This is a genomic window from Achromobacter sp. 01N37 (genome assembly GCF_056399725.1).
Genome location: NZ_JBFTRX010000010.1, coordinates 22763 through 40407, shown reverse-complemented (window position 1 = coordinate 40407; position 17645 = coordinate 22763). Strand labels below are relative to the sequence as shown.

The 17645-nt window shown below is 63.0% G+C and carries 17 protein-coding genes; 5 read left to right on the top strand and 12 right to left on the bottom strand.

Annotated features, from left to right (window positions below):
- The 6 genes from AC1DSJ_RS20360 to AC1DSJ_RS20335 all read right to left on the bottom strand — a co-directional run bounded on the left by AC1DSJ_RS20360 (position 1) and on the right by AC1DSJ_RS20335 (position 6953).
- The gene (locus AC1DSJ_RS20360) at positions 1–930 is read right to left on the bottom strand and encodes a hypothetical protein (protein WP_181953232.1); all 930 of its coding nucleotides are present in this window, start codon (positions 928–930) and stop codon (positions 1–3) included.
- A gap of 132 nt (positions 931–1062) precedes the next feature.
- Positions 1063–2703: an arylsulfatase gene (locus AC1DSJ_RS20355; protein ID WP_175168592.1), complete on the bottom strand. Its 1641-nt coding sequence runs from the start codon at positions 2701–2703 to the stop codon at positions 1063–1065.
- A 569-nt stretch (positions 2704–3272) separates the two neighbouring features.
- Entirely contained in the window at positions 3273–4274 is a 1002-nt protein-coding gene (locus AC1DSJ_RS20350; RefSeq protein WP_476760377.1) for a Bug family tripartite tricarboxylate transporter substrate binding protein, read from the bottom strand.
- A gap of 85 nt (positions 4275–4359) precedes the next feature.
- Positions 4360–5124: an SDR family oxidoreductase gene (locus tag AC1DSJ_RS20345; RefSeq protein WP_054427667.1), complete on the bottom strand. Its 765-nt coding sequence runs from the start codon at positions 5122–5124 to the stop codon at positions 4360–4362.
- A 163-nt stretch (positions 5125–5287) separates the two neighbouring features.
- Complete coding sequence (locus tag AC1DSJ_RS20340) at positions 5288–5983, bottom strand: fumarylacetoacetate hydrolase family protein (RefSeq protein WP_441372004.1); 696 nt, start codon at positions 5981–5983, stop codon at positions 5288–5290.
- A gap of 16 nt (positions 5984–5999) precedes the next feature.
- Complete coding sequence (locus AC1DSJ_RS20335; protein ID WP_441372003.1) at positions 6000–6953, bottom strand: 2-hydroxyacid dehydrogenase; 954 nt, start codon at positions 6951–6953, stop codon at positions 6000–6002.
- 130 nt (positions 6954–7083) lie between these two features.
- Between AC1DSJ_RS20335 and AC1DSJ_RS20330 the strand changes: the two genes are divergently transcribed.
- Positions 7084–8226: a citrate/2-methylcitrate synthase gene (locus tag AC1DSJ_RS20330; RefSeq protein ID WP_441372081.1), complete on the top strand. Its 1143-nt coding sequence runs from the start codon at positions 7084–7086 to the stop codon at positions 8224–8226.
- Between the two features lie 155 nt (positions 8227–8381).
- Here AC1DSJ_RS20330 and AC1DSJ_RS20325 read toward each other — a convergent pair whose 3' ends face one another.
- The 4 genes from AC1DSJ_RS20325 to AC1DSJ_RS20310 form a co-directional block, all read right to left on the bottom strand.
- Entirely contained in the window at positions 8382–8903 is a 522-nt protein-coding gene (locus tag AC1DSJ_RS20325) for a hypothetical protein (protein ID WP_175168596.1), read from the bottom strand.
- Positions 8904–8958: 55 nt separating this feature from the next.
- Complete coding sequence (locus AC1DSJ_RS20320) at positions 8959–10137, bottom strand: hypothetical protein (RefSeq protein WP_441372002.1); 1179 nt, start codon at positions 10135–10137, stop codon at positions 8959–8961.
- A gap of 142 nt (positions 10138–10279) precedes the next feature.
- Positions 10280–11164: a hypothetical protein gene (locus AC1DSJ_RS20315; RefSeq protein ID WP_082387296.1), complete on the bottom strand. Its 885-nt coding sequence runs from the start codon at positions 11162–11164 to the stop codon at positions 10280–10282.
- Between the two features lie 219 nt (positions 11165–11383).
- Positions 11384–12682, bottom strand: a complete 1299-nt coding sequence (locus tag AC1DSJ_RS20310) for an MFS transporter (RefSeq protein ID WP_245636494.1) — start codon at positions 12680–12682, stop codon at positions 11384–11386.
- A gap of 358 nt (positions 12683–13040) precedes the next feature.
- Between AC1DSJ_RS20310 and AC1DSJ_RS20305 the strand changes: the two genes are divergently transcribed.
- The 3 genes from AC1DSJ_RS20305 to AC1DSJ_RS20295 all read left to right on the top strand — a co-directional run bounded on the left by AC1DSJ_RS20305 (position 13041) and on the right by AC1DSJ_RS20295 (position 14387).
- Positions 13041–13274: a hypothetical protein gene (locus tag AC1DSJ_RS20305; protein WP_054427648.1), complete on the top strand. Its 234-nt coding sequence runs from the start codon at positions 13041–13043 to the stop codon at positions 13272–13274.
- Positions 13275–13327: 53 nt separating this feature from the next.
- A complete protein-coding gene (locus AC1DSJ_RS20300) occupies positions 13328–13903 on the top strand; it encodes a sugar O-acetyltransferase (RefSeq protein ID WP_342065642.1) in 576 nt (191 codons plus the stop codon).
- A gap of 118 nt (positions 13904–14021) precedes the next feature.
- Positions 14022–14387, top strand: a complete 366-nt coding sequence (locus AC1DSJ_RS20295) for a response regulator (protein WP_476760376.1) — start codon at positions 14022–14024, stop codon at positions 14385–14387.
- 40 nt (positions 14388–14427) lie between these two features.
- Here the strand turns inward: AC1DSJ_RS20295 and AC1DSJ_RS20290 are convergent, their stop codons facing one another.
- Entirely contained in the window at positions 14428–15165 is a 738-nt protein-coding gene (locus tag AC1DSJ_RS20290) for a hypothetical protein (protein WP_054427642.1), read from the bottom strand.
- A 222-nt stretch (positions 15166–15387) separates the two neighbouring features.
- On the opposite strand from AC1DSJ_RS20290, the gene AC1DSJ_RS20285 reads away from it, so the two are divergent.
- Positions 15388–16953, top strand: coding sequence for a pentapeptide repeat-containing protein (locus AC1DSJ_RS20285; protein ID WP_441372000.1), 1566 nt, complete (start codon positions 15388–15390; stop codon positions 16951–16953).
- Between the two features lie 18 nt (positions 16954–16971).
- Here AC1DSJ_RS20285 and AC1DSJ_RS20280 read toward each other — a convergent pair whose 3' ends face one another.
- A complete protein-coding gene (locus AC1DSJ_RS20280) occupies positions 16972–17538 on the bottom strand; it encodes a hypothetical protein (protein ID WP_054427638.1) in 567 nt (188 codons plus the stop codon).
- Positions 17539–17645: the final 107 nt, after the last annotated feature.

Sequence of the window (17645 nt, the reverse complement as noted above, 5' to 3'; positions counted from 1 at the left end):
TCAAAAACTCACCGCCAGCCCCACCGAAAACCCCGACACGTTTGTTCCAAACACATACCGCCCCACCAATCGGGTGCGGGTGATGATCATGTCGTAGGCGCTGGAATCCAGCTCCAGGCCGGCGCCAACGGATGTCAGGCGGTCGAATCCCAGCACGCCGCGCTGGTCGCCCAGAAACTCGGAATGGGTCAGCTCCAGCACGTAGCGCAGCGGGCGTTGCAGCATCACAAAACCGGTGGGGGCTCGGTAGCGCGCCCACAGGTTTGCGGATTGGGCAATCGCGTTGCCTTGCACCGCAGCCGAGCTGTCGAAGCTTTTTAGCCGGATGTCGGAATAGCGCAATTCCACATCCACTTCGTAGCCGGGGCGGTAGTGTTCGTAGTCCAGCATGATTGAACCGCCCAGCCCATAGGCGTTCAGCGAACCCTTGTCCAGGAATGTGACGTCCGTGCCGGTCTTTTGGCCGACGTACCAGCTTGCAGCCCGCAGGTCGCTGGTGACGTTGCCCAGCGCAAAGTTGAAGATGGGGCGCAGCTTCAGTTCGTCGGTCAGTTTGAAGTCCCAGCCGATGCCGCCGGTTGCCGATACGCTGTTCCATTTAGTGGGGATGTTGCGGGTCTCGGCGCCTTGCGTGGCGATGAAGGTCGGGTCGTAGCGGCTGCCGGCCAGCACGCCTTCCAGATAGATGGGGACCGATTTCGAGATCGTGTCGCCGCCACCCAGCTGCGTCATGAAAAATTCCGAGGAGCCCGACGTCGTGCCGCCACCGCCACCGATGGATAAGGAACTCGTCGTGATGTCGGGCACGATAGAGAACGACATCAGCGCAAGCACCCCATTGGCGCGCTTCTGCAAATCGTCCTGGCTCAAGCGCAGGGTGGGTTGGGCCAGGGCGTCAGGCGCGGCCGCGCAGGCCAATGCAGCGATCAGCCATGCGTGTGTCCAACGGGCGTGCCCTCTGGCTTCAGCGTTCTGGTGCACCGTTTTTCCTTGTCCGAAACGCACACGCGCCGCGCGTGGGAGGCTCCCTTGCGCGGCGCGCTATTCACCAGGTTTCCTGGCTTACTTGGGGCCCTTGCCCTGCTTTTTCTGTTCCTCGAAATACTGTTCGATCTTCTTGTCCACGTCGCGCTGTACCTGGTCAGTACTGAAGCTGGGCGGATTCTGGCTGGGCGGCCATTCGATGAAGGTCTCCAGGAATTCCGATGCCTTGGCCGAGCCTACGAAGGCCAGATACGCGTTCTTCGTCAGCCAGTCGTTGTACTGATCGGAAACGATGTCGGCACGTTCGTACGGGTCCATGCGCAGGTTGAACACCTTGGGCACGCGCAGGCAGACGAAGGGTTCCTTCCAGACCGCAAAGCCCCCCGGCGCCTTCTGCTCGCAGAACACCACCTTCCAGTTCTCGTAACGCATGGCGACCAGCAGGCCGTCATCGTTGAAGTAGTAGAAGTCTTCGCGTGCGCTCTTGTCGCTCTTGCCGGTCAGGTAATCGATCTGGTTGTAGCCGTCCAGGTGCACCTTGAAGTCGCGGTTGGCGCCGTTGGGTTTCCAGCCCTTGAGCAGGCGTTCTTTCACGCCATCGTCACCGGCGGCGGCAAGCAGCGTCGGGAACCAGTCCATACCGGACACGATGTCGTTTTTGACCGACCCCGGCTGGATGTGGCCCGGCCAACGGATCATCGCTGGCACACGGAACGCGCCTTCCCAGTTCGTGTCCTTCTCACTGCGGAACGGCGTGGATGCGGCGTCCGGCCACGAGAACTGGTTGGGGCCGTTGTCCGTCGTGTAGATCACGATGGTGTCGTTGGCGATGCCCAGGTCGTCGAGCTTTTTCAGGAGCTTGCCCACGTCCTGGTCGTGCTCCCACATGCCGTCGGCGTAATCATTGCCGGGCATGCCGCTCTTGCCCTTGTGTTCAGGCCGGATGTGCGTGAACAAGTGCATGCGCGTGGAGTTCATCCACAGGAAGAAGGGCTTGTCGTCCTTGCCGTGCTTGTCCAGATAGTCCAGCGCGGCGCCCACGGTTTCGTCGTCGATCGTTTCCATGCGCTTGGTGGTCAAGGCGCCAGTGTCTTCGATCTTGCCGTCAGCCGATGCCTTGATCACGCCACGCGGCATGTAGGCCTTGATAGCGGGGTCCGTGGAGTTCTTCGGGAAGTAGGGGCGTTCGGGTTCTTCTTCGGCGTTCAAGTGATAAAGGTTGCCGAAAAACACGTCAAAGCCGTGCTTGGTGGGCAGATATTCGTCGCGATCGCCCAGGTGGTTCTTGCCGAATTGGGCGGTGTTGTAGCCCTGGCCCTTGAGCGCCTGGGCGATGGTGATGTCGCGGTCTTGCAGGCCGACGGGCGCGCCCGGAATGCCCACTTTCGACAAGCCGGTGCGGCGGGCGGATTGGCCGGTAATGAACGTTGACCGCCCGGCGGTGCAACTGTTCTCGGCGTAGTAATCCGTGAAGATCGCGCCTTCGTTGGCGATGCGATCAATGTTGGGGGTTCGGTATCCCACCACGCCACGTGTGTAGGCGCTGATGTTCGCCTGCCCGATGTCATCGCCGAAAATAACAAGAATATTTGGTTTCTTGCCAGACGCCTGTCCTTGCGTGCCGGACGCCGCGTCTTTGGTTTGCGCCAGGGCGCCACCCATCACGGAAAATCCGCCGACGGCGATTAACGCCGCTCCCAACCATCGCCTTGCTTTCATGACACCCCTCCTTGCCTTCGCAGGCTGTGTAACTCCTGGGTCTCTCAATAGCTTCAATGCGGTTCGATTCAGGACTGCTGGTCAATGGCGCGGGGGGGGGGGCGTTCGCCGCTCGCGCGATACGTGGGCATTCAGGGGTGGGGCAGGAAGCGCGGTGTGCGCGGCAGAGGCGCAGCGGGGGCAAGAAAGCCCGGCGAGGGAACAGAGACATGGTGTTGCCGGCGTGCCAGGCAATGCCTGGTCTGCGGCCAATCAACCTGCAAATGCTGCGTCACGTGCCCTCCAAACTTCCGACTTCAAAAACGGAATGCCGATCAATGATCTAGGGTTACCACGAATTGCTAGTCATGCTGGGATTGAATTAACGCTTGCGAAACGAAGGGCGGGAGGTGCCCCTGAATAATGTTCGCGAAAATCAGGATACATAACCTTTTTCTGATTTTCTATGTTTTCCCTTTCTCACAACACATTTTTTGTGGCCCGCATGTACGTTGTTGGCGGGCTAGGCGTCCCTGTGCTTGCCGTTCCCTGATGGCCGCAGCGCACAGGGAACGGCTACGCAGACGACGTCACTCGGGCTGAATACCCGCTTCCTTCACGACCTTGCCCCACTTGGTCAAATCAGACTGAATCACTGCCGCGTATTGTTGCGGTGTGCCGCCCTGGACCTCGATCCCGGCGGCTTCCAGTTTTGCGCGCACGGCGGGTTGCTTCAGCGCCGCGTTGATTTCGGTATTGAGCTTGTTGATGATCTCTTTCGGCGTGCCGGCAGGCGCCAGGAAGCCGCCATTGGTGTTGGCGTCGTAGCCAGCCAGCCCTTGCTCTTGCGCGGTCGGCACATCAGGCAGCGCCTGGGCGCGCTTGGCGGTGGAGATCGCCACGGCGCGGACGTTGCCGGCCTTGACCTGTTCCTGCATGGCGCTCAGCGTGTCGATATACAGCACGGTGCGGCCGGCCAGCAGATCGGGATGCGCCGCTGATGAGCCCTTGTAGGGAATCATCAGCATCGGCGCGCCGCTGACCATGCGGAACATTTCGGCGGCCATCTCCTGCGCGCKGCCTCGGCCCGACGTCGCCACCTTGGCCTCGTCGGGGTTCGCCTTCATCCAGCTCACGAGCTCGGGCAAGGTCTTGGCCGGCACCTTCGGGTACACCGCAAACACCAGCGGAATTTCGTGGGTGTAGACGATGGGTTCGAAACTCTTTTGCGGGTCCCAGCCCAGGTTTTTGAATAGGTACTTATTGATGTTGTGGCTGCCGCCCACAATGCCGATGGTGTAGCCGTCGGGCTTGGCGTTGGCCAGCAGCGCGGTGCCCAGGTTGTTGGATGCGCCGGGCCGGTTGTCCACAATGACCGGCTGCCCAAGCGACTGCGACAGTTTCTCGCCGACCACGCGGGCGATGATGTCGATGCCGCCGCCCGGCGGCGCGGGGACGATGATGCTGATGGGGCGCGTGGGGTAGCTCTGCGCGCTGGCCTGCGTGGGCGTGATGGCCACGGCGGCCAGCGACAGGGCCAGGGTTTTAGGTAGGGCCTTGGCAAGAACCTTGGCCAGTGTGGTGATCTGCATGCTTGTCTCCTTCGGGGGTGATGGTCAACTTCAGTCAACTCTGGGTTTGCAGTGCGCTGTGTGCTTGCGGTGCTTGTGTGCCGCGCTAACCGCGCCCGGTAAAGGGCATGGCGCTTGCCATGATGGTCATGGTCAACACGTTGGCGTCCAGCGGCAGGGCGGCCATGTGGCGCACCGCATTGGCGACGTGCGTGGCGTCCATCATGGGTTCCGGCGCCGTCGTGCCGTTGGCTTGCAAGACGCCGCGCGTCATGCGTTCTGACAGCTCGGTCAACGCGTTACCGATGTCGATCTGGCTGGCCACGATGTTGAAGGCGCGGCCGTCCAGCGATAGCGCTTTGGTCAGCCCGGTGACGGCGTGCTTGCTGGCGGTATAGGGTGCGGTGTAGGGGCGCGGCGTATGCGCCGAGATCGAGCCGTTGTTGATGATGCGGCCGCCCTGCGGTGTCTGCCGGCGCATCAGCCCGAAGGCGGCGCGCGCGCACAGAAATACGCCGGTCACATTGGTGTTGATGACGCTGAACCACTTGTCCAGCGGCAGCTCATCCATCGGCACAGCGGGCGCGTTGACGCCGGCGTTGTTGAACAGCAGATCCAGCCGGCCAAAGCGTTGTTCGATGGTGTCGAACAGCGCTTGCACACTGGCCGGGTCGGTGACGTCGGTAGGCACCGCCACCGCAGTCTGGCCGCGCGCGGTGGCGTCGGCGGCCAGCGTGTGCAAGGGGTCGGCACGCCGGCCCGCCAGCACGACGGTCCAGCCGTCGTTCAGCAGACCCAGCGCGGTAACGCGGCCGACGCCGCTGCCAGCGCCGGTGACCAGGGCAATTTTTTGGGACGAGCTTGCGTTCAAGGGTGAACTCCTGATGTCAGAAAACGAAGGGAAGACTAGGGGCGTGATGGCTGTTGGGGCCGGTCTGTTGGGCGGCCTGTTGGGGCCGCTCGTGGGGGCAGCTTGTTGGGGTAGCTCGTTGGGGCAGCTCGTTGGGGCCGCTCGTTGGGGTAGCTCTTGGGCATTACGCGGCGCATGGGGCGACGGTCATGGACAGCTCGCCAATGCCGGCAATACCGGCGGTGATGACATCACCTGGCACGAGCGGCCCCACGCCCGCAGGCGTGCCGGTGTAGATCAGATCGCCCGGCATCAGCGCCACTGAACGAGACAGCATCGCCACCAGCGCCGGCACCGGCCACAACAGTTGGGACAGGTCCGTGCGCTGACGCTCAACGCCATTCACTGCCAGCCACATCGCGCCGTGTGTGAGGCGGCCAGCGCGGCTGCTGGGAACGATGGGGGTACACGGTGCTGAATAATCAAACGCCTTGGCGGGTTCCCACGGGCCGCCCGCAAGCTTGGCCTGTTGCTGCAAGTCGCGCCGCGTCAGGTCAAGACCCGTGGCGTAGCCCCAGATGTGATCCGCTTGCGCCTGTTCTGGTGTCAGGTTCCGGCCGCCTTGGCCGATGGCGACGACGAGTTCCACCTCATGGCAGAACTCGGCGGTCTCGGGCGGGTAGGGCAGCGGCCCGCTTGCTGGCACGACCGCGCTTGCGGGTTTCATGAACCACGCGGGCATGGCTTGGGGCGCGGGTTCATTGGCATCCCATCGGTAGTTGCGGCCGATGCAGAACACGCGCGCCACGGGAAAGCGCAAGGCGCTGCCCGCCACGGCCAACGTGACGGGGGCGGCAGGGGGAAAGACGAAGTCGGACATGGCGGGCGCTTGCGGGTCAGGTGGTCAGGCTCATCGCCGGGCGTTCGCCCGCGAGCGCCTGCGCCACGCTATCCAGCACCATCTGGCCCATGGCGTGGCGGGTTTCCCACGTGGCGCTGGCGCGGTGTGCTTGCAGCGTCGTGCGGTCGGTGTTGCGCAACGCCTGCGGCACACGTGGTTCGTCAACAAATACATCCAGGCCCGCGCCCGCGATGCGGCCGTCGGCCAGCGCCTGCGTCAGGTCGGCCTCATTGACCAGCCGGCCGCGCGCCACATTCACCAGGAAGCCGCGCGGGCCCAATGCGTCCAGCACGGCGGCGTTGATGATGCCCTCGGCCTTGTCGGCCGCGGCGCACAACACCAGCGCATCGGAAGCCGCCGCCAGGTCGAGCAACGCAGGCACGAATTCATGCGGCACGTCGTCCATCGCGCGCAGGTCGGTGTAGCGGATCGGGCATCCGAAGGCGGCGGCGCGCACGGCCACGGCGCGGCCGACGCGGCCCATGCCCACAATGCCTACGCGCATGCCGCTGAAGCGGCGCGCAAGCGGAATGGCGCTGGGCTGGGGGTTTAGTTCCCACAAGCCGTCGCGTACAAAACGGTCGCCGGCACACAGGTTGCGGCACGCGGCGATCAGCAAGCCGATGGCCAGATCCGCCACGTCTTCGGTCAGCGCGCCCAGTGTGGCGGTTACGGGCAGGTGGCGGCTGCGGCAATACGCCAGGTCCATCGCATCCGTACCCACGCCGTTCACGGCCACGACTTTGACGTTGGGCATTTGTTCCAGCATGCCGCGGGATATCCCCGTGTGCCCGCCCGTGATGACGGCGCTGATGGACGCGCCGTGCTCGCGCATCCAGGCTGGCTGATCGGCAATCTCGAAGAACTTGTGTACCTGGTAAAGCGAGGCCAGCTCGTCATTGATGGCGGGAATCAGGATGGGGTTCAGTTGCAGGACCTGGGGCTTCATAGGGTTCAGCTCAAGTGGGCGGCATGGCGAAACATGCGTGCGTGGATGATTGATCCCATCGTATTTAATGATTGATTTGCAAAGCAATATTGATCTATAAAATCAACATATAAACTTGCAACAAGACATCATGGGTTCCTGGATTTCAATGGCCGAGGTGTGCAGCCAATTGGGCGTGCGGCCGCAGACCATCTACGCGTATGTCAGCCGCGGCAAACTGGAAGTGATGCCAGATCCGGCCGACACGCGGCGCAGCCTGTACCGGGCAGAAGATGTGGCGGGCTTGGCCAAGCGCAAGCAGGCCGGGCGCAAGCACGAAACGCTTGCCACCAACACGCTGTTCGGCGCTGAACCCAGCATCCCAACCGCCATTTCGGCCTTCATTCGCCAGCGCTTGGTGTATCGCGGGCAGGATGCGGTGGCCTTCGCGCAGACGGCCAGCCTGGAAGCCGCGGCGCAGTGGTTGTGGAACGCCGAGCACCCGGTTGATTTTTCATCCGCGACGCGTGTGTCGTCACCCGGGCGGGTAGCAGCGTTCACGACGTTGGCGGCGCTGGCCGCCACCGGGCATTCCACGCATGGGCGCATGACGCGCGTGCTGCATAGCGAATGCCAGGCCTTGGTCGGGCAGTTGGCCAATGCGTTTGGCGCGCAGCCGGGCAAGCAGCCGTTGCATCTGCGTTTTGCGCAAGGGTGGAAGCAGCCCGCGCACGTGGCTGAGGGGTTGCGCACCGCCATGGTCTTGCTGGTGGACCACGAACTCACCAGTTCCGCCTTTGCGGCGCGCATCGCGGCGTCGACGGGCGCGTCATTGCCGGCGTGCCTGCTGTCTGGGCTGACGACGTTGTCAGGCCCGCTGCATGGCGATGCCTCGGGGCGCGTCAAGGCGCTGTTCAATGAGGTGGAACGCTTGGGTGAAGACCAGGTGATTGCGCATTACCTGTCTACCGGCCTGCCGCTGCCGGGGTTTGGGCACCACCTGTACCCCGACGGCGATCCGCGCGCAGCGGCGTTGCTGGCGCAGTTCGAACCGCCCGACGTCATCGCGCGCTTCATCGAAAAGGCCACGCAGCTGACGGGCCTGCCGCCGAATATTGATGTGGCGCTGGCGGCGCTGGTGGCGCATTACCGCTTGCCGGAAGATGCGGCGTTTGGGCTATTCGCCACCGCGCGCAGCATTGGCTTGCTGGCGCACAGCCTGGAACAACTTAGCGTGGCGCAGGTGATCCGGCCACGAGGACGATATGTTGGGGTGATGCCGGAAGCGGGCTAACGGCAGCTGCACGGTGCGACGTGGGCAGTAGCACGTTACGACGTGGGCAGCGGCACGTTGCGGCGTGGGCAGCGGCACGTTGCGATGTGGGCAGTAGCACGTCGCGGCGTGGGCAGCGGCACGGCGCGATGTGGGCAATGCGCCACGATGCCGCGCTAGGTGGGACGCGGCTTGTGAGCCATCCAGGGCCTGCCATGGAACAGCAAGGTGCAGACTGCGGCGGCGGCCAAGCCGGGTGCGGCGCCCGCGCGCAAGGCCTCGCCGGCAAAGCGCAGGCTGTCGCTGTTGACAATCGCCAAGACCAGCGCAAAGCCGTACACGGCGCCGGCGGCGCAGGCCAGTGCAAACGCGGGCCAGGTAGATTCTGCGGACCATGAAGATGAGGATCGCGCGGGCTTTAGCGCCCCGGCGGTCACGCCGCACATCACTGCCGGTAAACCGCCCACCAGATAGGCCACCTGCAACCCCTCCAGGTCGCGCATCAATTGCGGAATCGACATCGTGAGCGTCACGACGAGCAAGCCGACAGGCGGGCCGATCACGCCGTAAAGCAGCGCGCCCGTGATAAGGGTTCGGGTGATGGACCCAGGCGTGTCATCCGGCCGGCGGTGCAGGCAGCGATAGATGACGGCCGCGGCCGCAAGCAGAACGATAACGCCAACCAGGTAGAGGTTCATGGCGCGATTTTGCCATGATCTTCACGCCCGGCGGGCGCGCGATTCGCGCGTCAGTTCAGGCGGCGATGGACATCGGCGACGGCCTCGGAAATTCCGGCAGCACGATGTCGCAATGGCCTGGCCGCACCCAACGCACCCGCTCACGCGTGGCGTCAATGCAGCCTCCTTCCGCGTAGACGCCTTGCGGGTCGCGGATGCGCGCCATGCGTTCAAGGATGGCGGCGGTGGCATCCGCGTCGGCCAGTGTCTGCTGCACGCGTTCGTGAACGATTTGCTCGTCCATGAACAGCTTGCCGGATGCGTCTTTGCGCAGGCCGTGACGCCAGTGGAAAATCTCCACGCACTTTGACGTCAACGTATAGGGGCTGCCGTGTTCCCAGAAATTATTGAACTGGCCATTGCCCAGATAAAACACCCACGACCCTTCGTAGCCTTCCACATCGGAGGACGCAGCGTCCGGGTTGCGGAACCAGAGCCGGTCACCCGGCACGTAAAAGCGTTGCGGCAAAGGCGCGTCCAGCGATCCGTATTCGTGCAGGAAGGCGTCATGAAAACGCCCGGACATGACCGCACGCGTTTCCCATTGGCGCTGCAAACGGCGCGCGAGTTCCGGGTTGGCCTGCTGCAATTCCTGAGCAAGGCCCAGCACCGTCACGTATTCCGTCGCCCGGTAGCAAGAGAACGCATACAACTGGCCCGACGCGTCAGGCTGCGTGGCGCGGCGCAAGCCCTCGATCAGCGAGCGTCCTGGCAGCACGGTAAAGCCGCTGTCTTCGTGATACGTCCAGAAGTCCTCGGGACGCTCGGCGTGTTCGGTGTCGAACGCCAGGGCCGTCTTGCGCGCGGCTTGGACGATATAGCGGCGGATGCGTACCGCCGATTTCAACTCCGCGACATCGGGAAACGTGAAGGCGATGGGGCTGGCCAACATCGCCAGCAGAATCTCGCGGTCGAGATCGCCGTCATCAACGTCGGTCCGCAACCCCAGCCGTTGCGCGATGCCAGTAGTGTCGTAGCCGGGGGCGATGACATCGGCCACGGCCGTACGCAACCAGGCATGCGCGCCCGGTGACGCGCCGGTCAAGCCTGCGCCGGTGGCCGCATCATGCAGCCCGGATTCCGATAGAAATCGGTCCAGGTCTTGCCGCGCGATGTTTGCCTGACGGGAATCTGAAGACTCGATACGAATGCCGCCCACGGGCGGAGGAGTCGTGACCTGCTGAAGAAGCCGCATGGAATTCGAACCGCGAATGCGGTAGAGATGCTATGCGGAAATTGTAGGCAGGCGGCCTTAATTGCACCTGTACGCAAGCTGTATTGCAGCTGTATTGCGGTGGTATGGGGCGCGTTTTGGCCGCCTGCTTTTCAGCAGTTGCTTACTTGCTGACGTACGCCTTTTTCGCCGGGTCGAAAACATAAGTCGTGATGTCGGCGGCGCCCAGATGGCGGGTCTTGTTGGGGCCCGAAATCGTCGTGCCCTTGGGCGTGATCTTCAACGCCGGCATATCGGTCTTGCCGTCGGGCATAAACTCCAATTCACCGGAGCTGCCCGTGCAGGGCATGACTTCCCCATCGGCGCACGCCGCGCTGTTGTCTTCTCCGGTCAACACGCCGCCCACGTACGTCCAGACATGGTCGTTACCGTCGCGCTTGAGGCGGTCCGGATTGAAGACCAGCAAGTCGTAGCCGTCGCTGGTGATGCCATTGTCAAAGCTGGTGGTTGGCACCGCCAACAGCAGCTTGCCGCCGGGCGTGCGGTGTTCGATCGCTTTGCGTTTGGGGTCCACGTCGGTACCCCGTTCGTACGCGCCGAACGTGCCGATGGTGGGCTCCATGCCACGGAATTTCCACGGCTTGTCGGAGGCCGGGTCCGTCAGCGTGAACGTGACTTCCGTAAGGTTGACCTGCGTGCCGGGGCCGACCTGATCTTCGCCCGGTTTGCCATAGCGATCCGCCGTGTCCCACGCGAAGCCGGTGTAATAGTGCGTGCCTTCGGATTCAAAGGCATGACCGAACCAGTACGTGGCGACGCTGCCGTTCGTGACCTCATACGTGGTCTCGCCCTTGCCGTCCACGTCATAAATGGCGTACATCACCGTGGGCGCATCGGGAGGAGTGACCGCCGCAGCGGCTTCCTTGGAGATGGGGGCGGGCGCAGCGGGGGCAGCAGCGGCCGGCGCCGACAGCGCCGCAAACGCGGCCACAAGCAATCCGGCCAAGGTACTGCGCAGCGTCGGGCTGGCCTTCAGGGTCTGGGTCATGGAGTAGGCGCTTTCCTGTTGATTTTTTTTGCAACGCAAGGGTGCTGGTTTTTATATTGCAGGCTGATTATCTGTCACGCGCCAAGGCGGGTTAAAACGCCGCAAGATGGGGTGCCACGCCGTGCGGAGGCGAGTATAAGGGCGCGTGATTGCCATTGGGCTTCATGATATTTCAGGTATTGCTGGGCGGTTACATATCAGGAAACGCGCGTTGATTTTCTAGTCCCCACCCGGCGCAGGCACCGGATTCGGCGCTGCTGAAAGCACCGGTTCCGCTGCTTCCGCGCCCGGCACGACGTTTGTCAGGTCTTCGGTCATTTCGTGATCCAGCGCGCCTTGCACCAGGTCTTCCGTTACGCGCATCTCGACGCCGGCTGGCGACATTTGCGCGGCGGCGGCGAAGGGGGCCACCGGTGCGGGGGCCGGGCGCTCGCCGCGCCGCCAGATGAAGAAGACCATCAAGCTCAGGTTCAGCACTGCAAAACACCAGAAAAACCCGGCGGCGCCGAACGTCGACATGACGGGTGAAATGGCCAGCGGACTCAGCGCCGAGCCTAGCGAATTGATCAGCAGCAGCCCCTGAATCATGCGGATCAACGCATCGGCCGGCGCGCGGTCGGCGGCGTGGCTGACGGCCACCGGATAGATGGCGAACACACCGCCGCCCAATAGAAACAACAACACGATCAGCAACGGAGAGCCCGCGGGCAGCAGCAGAATCAGCAGGCTCAACACGGTGCAGAACACGGCCAGCGCAATCAGCACCACTTGGCGGTCGCGCAGGTCAGACCAACGGCCCACGGGATACTGCAATACCATCGCGCCCAGAATCACGGCGCTCATCATCTTGCCGACGTCGGCCACGTCCAGGCCGATGCGCTGCAAGTACAGCGGCAGCAAGGTATACACGGCGGCAATCGCCACCCCGGACCCGAAACAGCCCATCACGCCCGTGGGCGTCATGCGGATCAGGTGTTGTGGCATTAGCGGTTCAACGCGTTCAACCAGCGGTGAGATGCGCGGAATGATGACCATCGGCATTACCGACAACGAGGCCAGCAGCCCCGCCACCATGAAGGGCGCCATGTCGCCCAGCTGTGTGAGGGCGCCCAGCTGAAGCTGGCCCAGCACGCCCGAGCCGTAGAGCGCAATCATGTACAGCGCCAGCAAGCGCCCGCGCATCTTCGGGTCGCCTGCGAGCAGCAGCCAGCTTTCCACCACCAGAAACACGCCCACGCAGGCCCAGCCATTGATCAGGCGAAGCACGAACCACGCGGTCGGCCCGTAGATCAGGCCTTGCAGCAAGACGGTGACGGCGATCAGCGACGCAAAGCTGCTGTAGGCGCGGATGTGGCCGATGCGCGCAATCAGCCGGTCATTGAAGATGGCGCCCAGCGTCAGGCCGATGAAGTACGACGACGAAATGATCCCGATGACGGTGGCCGATTCGCCCGCAGCGTCCAGACGCAGCGTAGTCAGAGAGGAGATGAACGCGTTGCCGATGCAGACAACGAACAAACCTAGAAGCGGCCCAAGGACTAAGGCCAACAACTGCCGAAACATGAAATTCTCGAAGGCGGGAGGGGGTGATGACGCATCCGGGCACGCCGGAATGAGGCGGGGAGGGGGGAAGCCGGCGGGATTGTACGCTGAATACGGAGGGGGCTTTTTTGCGGGCGGCGGGGTGTCAGGAACGAAAGTTGCTGCGTGCGTCGGCCGCGTGGCATCACGGAAGCCGCAAGCCGCAAGCCGCAAGCTGCGACCCGCAACCCGCAACCCGCAACCCGCAACCCGCGACCCGCGATACGCGATACGCAGGCCGCAATAGGCAAGCCGCGACCCGCCAGCCGAGATACGCATACCCCAGGAGACAACCATGACCGAATCCAAACCCGCACCCGCGCCCAATCCGCCGCCATCACCCCATGTTGATCGCAGCGACACGGGCGGGACGGGCCAGCCCGTAGCCGATGGCCCGCCGCAGGGCGACGTCAATACCGATCCCAATACCAATTCCGGCTATCCGGCGGGCGGCTCCCAAGCGCAAGAAGGCAAGGACGCGTTTGGCCGGCCGACTCCTCCGGACGCGCGCGACAAGCCGGCGTCGTAGCGTCCGTTGTTGCCTCCAAGAGCTTGGCGCCCGCCGATAAATAAAGGAACCCGATGTCCCTTCCCGTGCTCACTGGTGAACTGAAGAAAATGCTCGCAGGCGAACTCTATGACCCCTCGGCCGCCGAGATTCAGCAAGCGCAGGCGGCCACGTTGTCGTGGCTTGCCCGCTATAACGCAAGCCTGTCGCAACCCTTGCCGCAGCGCCGTGAGCTTCTGTGTGAGCGGCTGGGCGCGGTGGGCCAGGGCGCGGTGATCCGGCCGCCGTTCCATTGCGACTACGGTTTCAATATCAGTTTGGGCGCCGACGTTTTTCTGAACTTCAATTGCGTCATTCTGGACGTGGTGCCGATTGTTATTGGCGACCGCACGCAAATCGGCCCTGGCGTGCAGATTCTGGCGGCAGACCACCCCCGCGATGCCGCAACGCGCGACGCGGGCTTGGAATATGGCCGGCCCATTCAGATCGGCAAAAGTGTCTGGATCGGGGCAGGGGCGATAATCTTGCCCGGCATCACAGTGGGTGATGGCGCAATCATTGGGGCGGGCAGCGTCGTCACGCGCGACGTGCCAAGGGGCGCCACCGTGGCGGGCAATCCGGCGCGCGCACTTGGCAGTCATGCAAAATAGCGGTTTCGTGCCGATACAAATGCTTTACACCTATACGGCTTGCTTGCCCTACCATCGCGGGTTCTTCAGGCCGGCCAGAACCAGAACACTACTGCCGCCTCACGCGGACTGAATAAGTATGATGAAAATTCTTTTGGTCGATGATCAGCCGATGCTGATCGACATGTTGAGCGAGTTCCTGYGCAGTGAAGGCTACAACGTCACGACGCATACCGATGGGTTGACAGCGTTGCAGCAGATGCTGGATCTGCGCCCCGACCTCGTGATCACCGACTTTTCCATGCCCGGCATGAACGGCGCCGCGTTGCTGACCGCCATGCGCGAAAACGCTTACTTGAGCGACACGCCAGTGCTGGTATTAAGCGGCCGTCCCGAGCATGAAATTGATGCAGCCTGTGAAGGCTACGCGGCGTATCTGTCTAAGCCGGCTGATCCGGCGGAAGTGCTGCGAACCATCTGCCGCGTAACGCGCGCGTCTGCGTAGCGTTGCACCCAACCCGCCATGCGCCCCATCGCGGGGCGGATTAATCCGCGGAAGGCGCGCCACCCTCATACGGACTCAAGTCCACACCGGCATCCTGAAACCGCCGCACCACCGCACGCAGCGCTTGCGAGCGTGAGGCGGACGCGGTGGCCGCTTCTATGTGCTGCCGGCATTGCGCCATCTCATCGGGGCAACCGTGGTCAGCGGGCAGCTGACTTGCGTAGAACGCCACATTGATGGCCATCCGCGACACGCTGGCCTCGGTCGGCTTGCCTTCATAGAAGTTGGCCACATCGGCTTTCAGCGCAGCCACCGCCTGGCGCCCGACGACGGCGGCGTCCTGGCAATCCGAGAAGGTGGGGGAGCTATCCACTACGCGCATCTTGCCGCACACGAGCGTCAGGCTTGCTGCCGGCGACATCCCCAGGGGAAGTTCGGCGCGCACCATTACTGGCTGTGGGGTCGCGAAGACGGCCATATGCTTGCCGCGTGCATCGCGCTCGATGGACGCGACGGCGCCCGAGATCAGCAGGGCGTTGTCCATTGAGGCCGGGTAGGGGGCGCTGGCGCCGCGGGCGTAGGCCATCGCAACCGCTACGGCCGGCGCTCGGGCCAGCCCCAGGCGGCTTCCGATGACCGTCTCGCCACCTTCAAGAAAGGCGTTGAACTCATCGCGCAAGACGGCCTCGAACACGGCGGTTTCAGTCAGGGTAGGGGAATATGCTGCGCTGCTTAGCGCGGGAAACACTGCGCAGAGCAGGGCGATGAAGCGGTTCATGGATGCGGCGTGATCATTCGATGAAGGCGCAAGATTAACCCGAGTTTTCTGAGGGGCCGTGATCCGCTTTAGGTCCCGGATGGCAAGGGGTCATTCGAACGGATGAGGACAGGATTACACCCAGACTCATGCTTTTGGGTGACGCGGCGCGCACGAATCTCGTGCTGGCGGGCAGTACTATTTTCGGGCCAGCCGGATTCGCGCAGTGCCTGAGAGGGATGCATGAGCGACAGCGACGCCACCCGAAAAAAGCCCCCCGGAACGCCACCCGCCGATCCGCGCAAAGCCGCGCTTGAACTGCGCAAGCTTGAACTCGAGATCAAGGCGCTGACGTTCAAGCAATCCCGGCTGGGAAGGCTGACCGAAATCTTGCAGGGCGTGGTGCCGATCCTGGCGATCTTGAGCCTGGTGTGGACGGTGGTTGTGGGGCTGAACCAGCAAGAGGCGCAACGTAAGGACGCGGAAAGTGCGCGATTTGAACGGGCATTCGCCAAGCTGGGCAGCAGCGTGCCCAGCGAACGGGTCACGGGTGTGGCGCAGGCGTCGGCCCTGTTGCATGCGGCGGGGGGCGAGCGCGACAGGGATATTCTGATCGCGCTGGCAAATCAGCTTGCGCTGGACCCGAACCCGGCCGTTCGAAGTGCGATATTGAGTGTTTTTTCCACCATGGACGCGTCAGTCGGCCAGCCCACATTGGATGCCACGTTGAAGAACATCGTGGACCTTCATCGGGTGCTTGTGCACTCGGCCGGGTTTACGCCCTTCGAACTTTCCACCGCACAAAAGGACAACCGCGGCATTTACTTCATTCCGCGTGCAAGCGACGCCATACCGTTGGATCAACAAATGGTCGACGAGACGTTCGTGCGGCTTGAAAGCTTGAGTGCCGCGCTGATGGCGGTGCTGAAGGCAGGCGGACGCACCCGTGCCATGGACCATATTTACTGCCCCGACTGCGCCTTCGATAGCCTGCGCGGGGACTTTTCGGATGTCAGTTTTCAGAATGCGGTACTGCCGCGATCGCAATGGAACCTGATGCGCCTTGCCCGTAGTAATTTTCAAGGCGCCGTCATTACGCGAGCGAATTTCACGGGGGCCGAGTTGGAAGGCGCTGATTTCAGTGCGGGTCCGTTCGACTCATATCGAGAGGAGTATGTCGCTGCCAACGGCATTGGCTCTAACGATCCTGAACGGCTGCCGCGTGTGCTGGATAATCTTCGCACTGGCGACCCCAACTTCATCTGCGCGAACCTGAAGAATGCGAGATTCGATAATTTTCTGCTGCTCTCTCGCGTTGATGATTCCTCTGCGGCACAGGCCAAGCCAGCCGTCGGCCCTGATCAGAGGCCGCGTCGCGCTGTTACGGCGACTGCGACCTCCGACGGACCCATGCGCAATTTCCTGAGAGCGAATATTGACGGTGCGGATTTCGCTAACATTCGCGAGCTTGTCATTCGCCGGGTGCCGGCGGGGGAAGAAAAAGATCCGTATATCCGGACCCACGCGGTCAGAACGTCCGAGCGAACGTCCAGTGCCTATTACTACACCACGATGGAGCTGTCGTATCTGCGGTACTACGAGCGGGGTACGAACGCCGCGCAGGACCGGGAACGGGATATCACGGTACAAGTTTTGGCCCAGGGGTTCGTCGTCGCCGATAACGCTGAACAGGCCGAGCTTCCCACCGGCGTCCGGGAAGCCCTGAAGGCCGAACGCGCCAAACAACGACCGTCAACGTTCCCGACATGCGACGTCTATCTCAAAAGCCTGCGAGAGGCGCGGCTATGAAACCTTGTTCAGGCCTGCTTACTTCACCACGTAGTTATTCGCCTCGTTTTCCCCGGCCCACTTACGCAGCGCTGCAATGAACTCTGGGCACACGTTGCCGTCGACGCTGGCGTTGGTGATGACGCTGTTTTGCATGCGCATCAGCACCGTGCATTCGTACACGCGCGAACGGTTCTGGTAGTGGCCGGTGGTGTTCGTCTGGAACACCGGTGTCGCGGCGGTGGTGTTGGTGGCGGGGATCATGCCCACGACCTGCTGGCTGGAGCCCGTCGTTACCCACTCCGTGTAGGGGGCCGTCTGATAGTCAGACCACTCCAATTCCATCGTGTTGCCGACGGCGCGCTTTTTCGACGGCTCGCCCAATGCGGCAATCGCGTCGTTGATGGACCGGCCTTCCATGTTCTTGGCCACGTTCACGCTTGGCGAGAATGACAGGCCTGACTTGAAGACATTGCCCAGCGACGGCAGGGTCGAGCTTCCGCCGGTGGGCATCGGGGCGCAGCCGGCAAGCGTTGCCGCAGCGGCAATCAAGCTGGCCGACAGCAACAGGGGCCGGCGATTCAAGGTGTGCGATGGCGACTTCATGGCTTGCGGTCGATGCTCCGTGGCGGGTCTGGCCTTCGCGTTGGCCTTGCCGCAGGGCAAGACATGGGCGTGGCGTAACGCGTTTTGTTTCTCTTCGTGACAGGCGC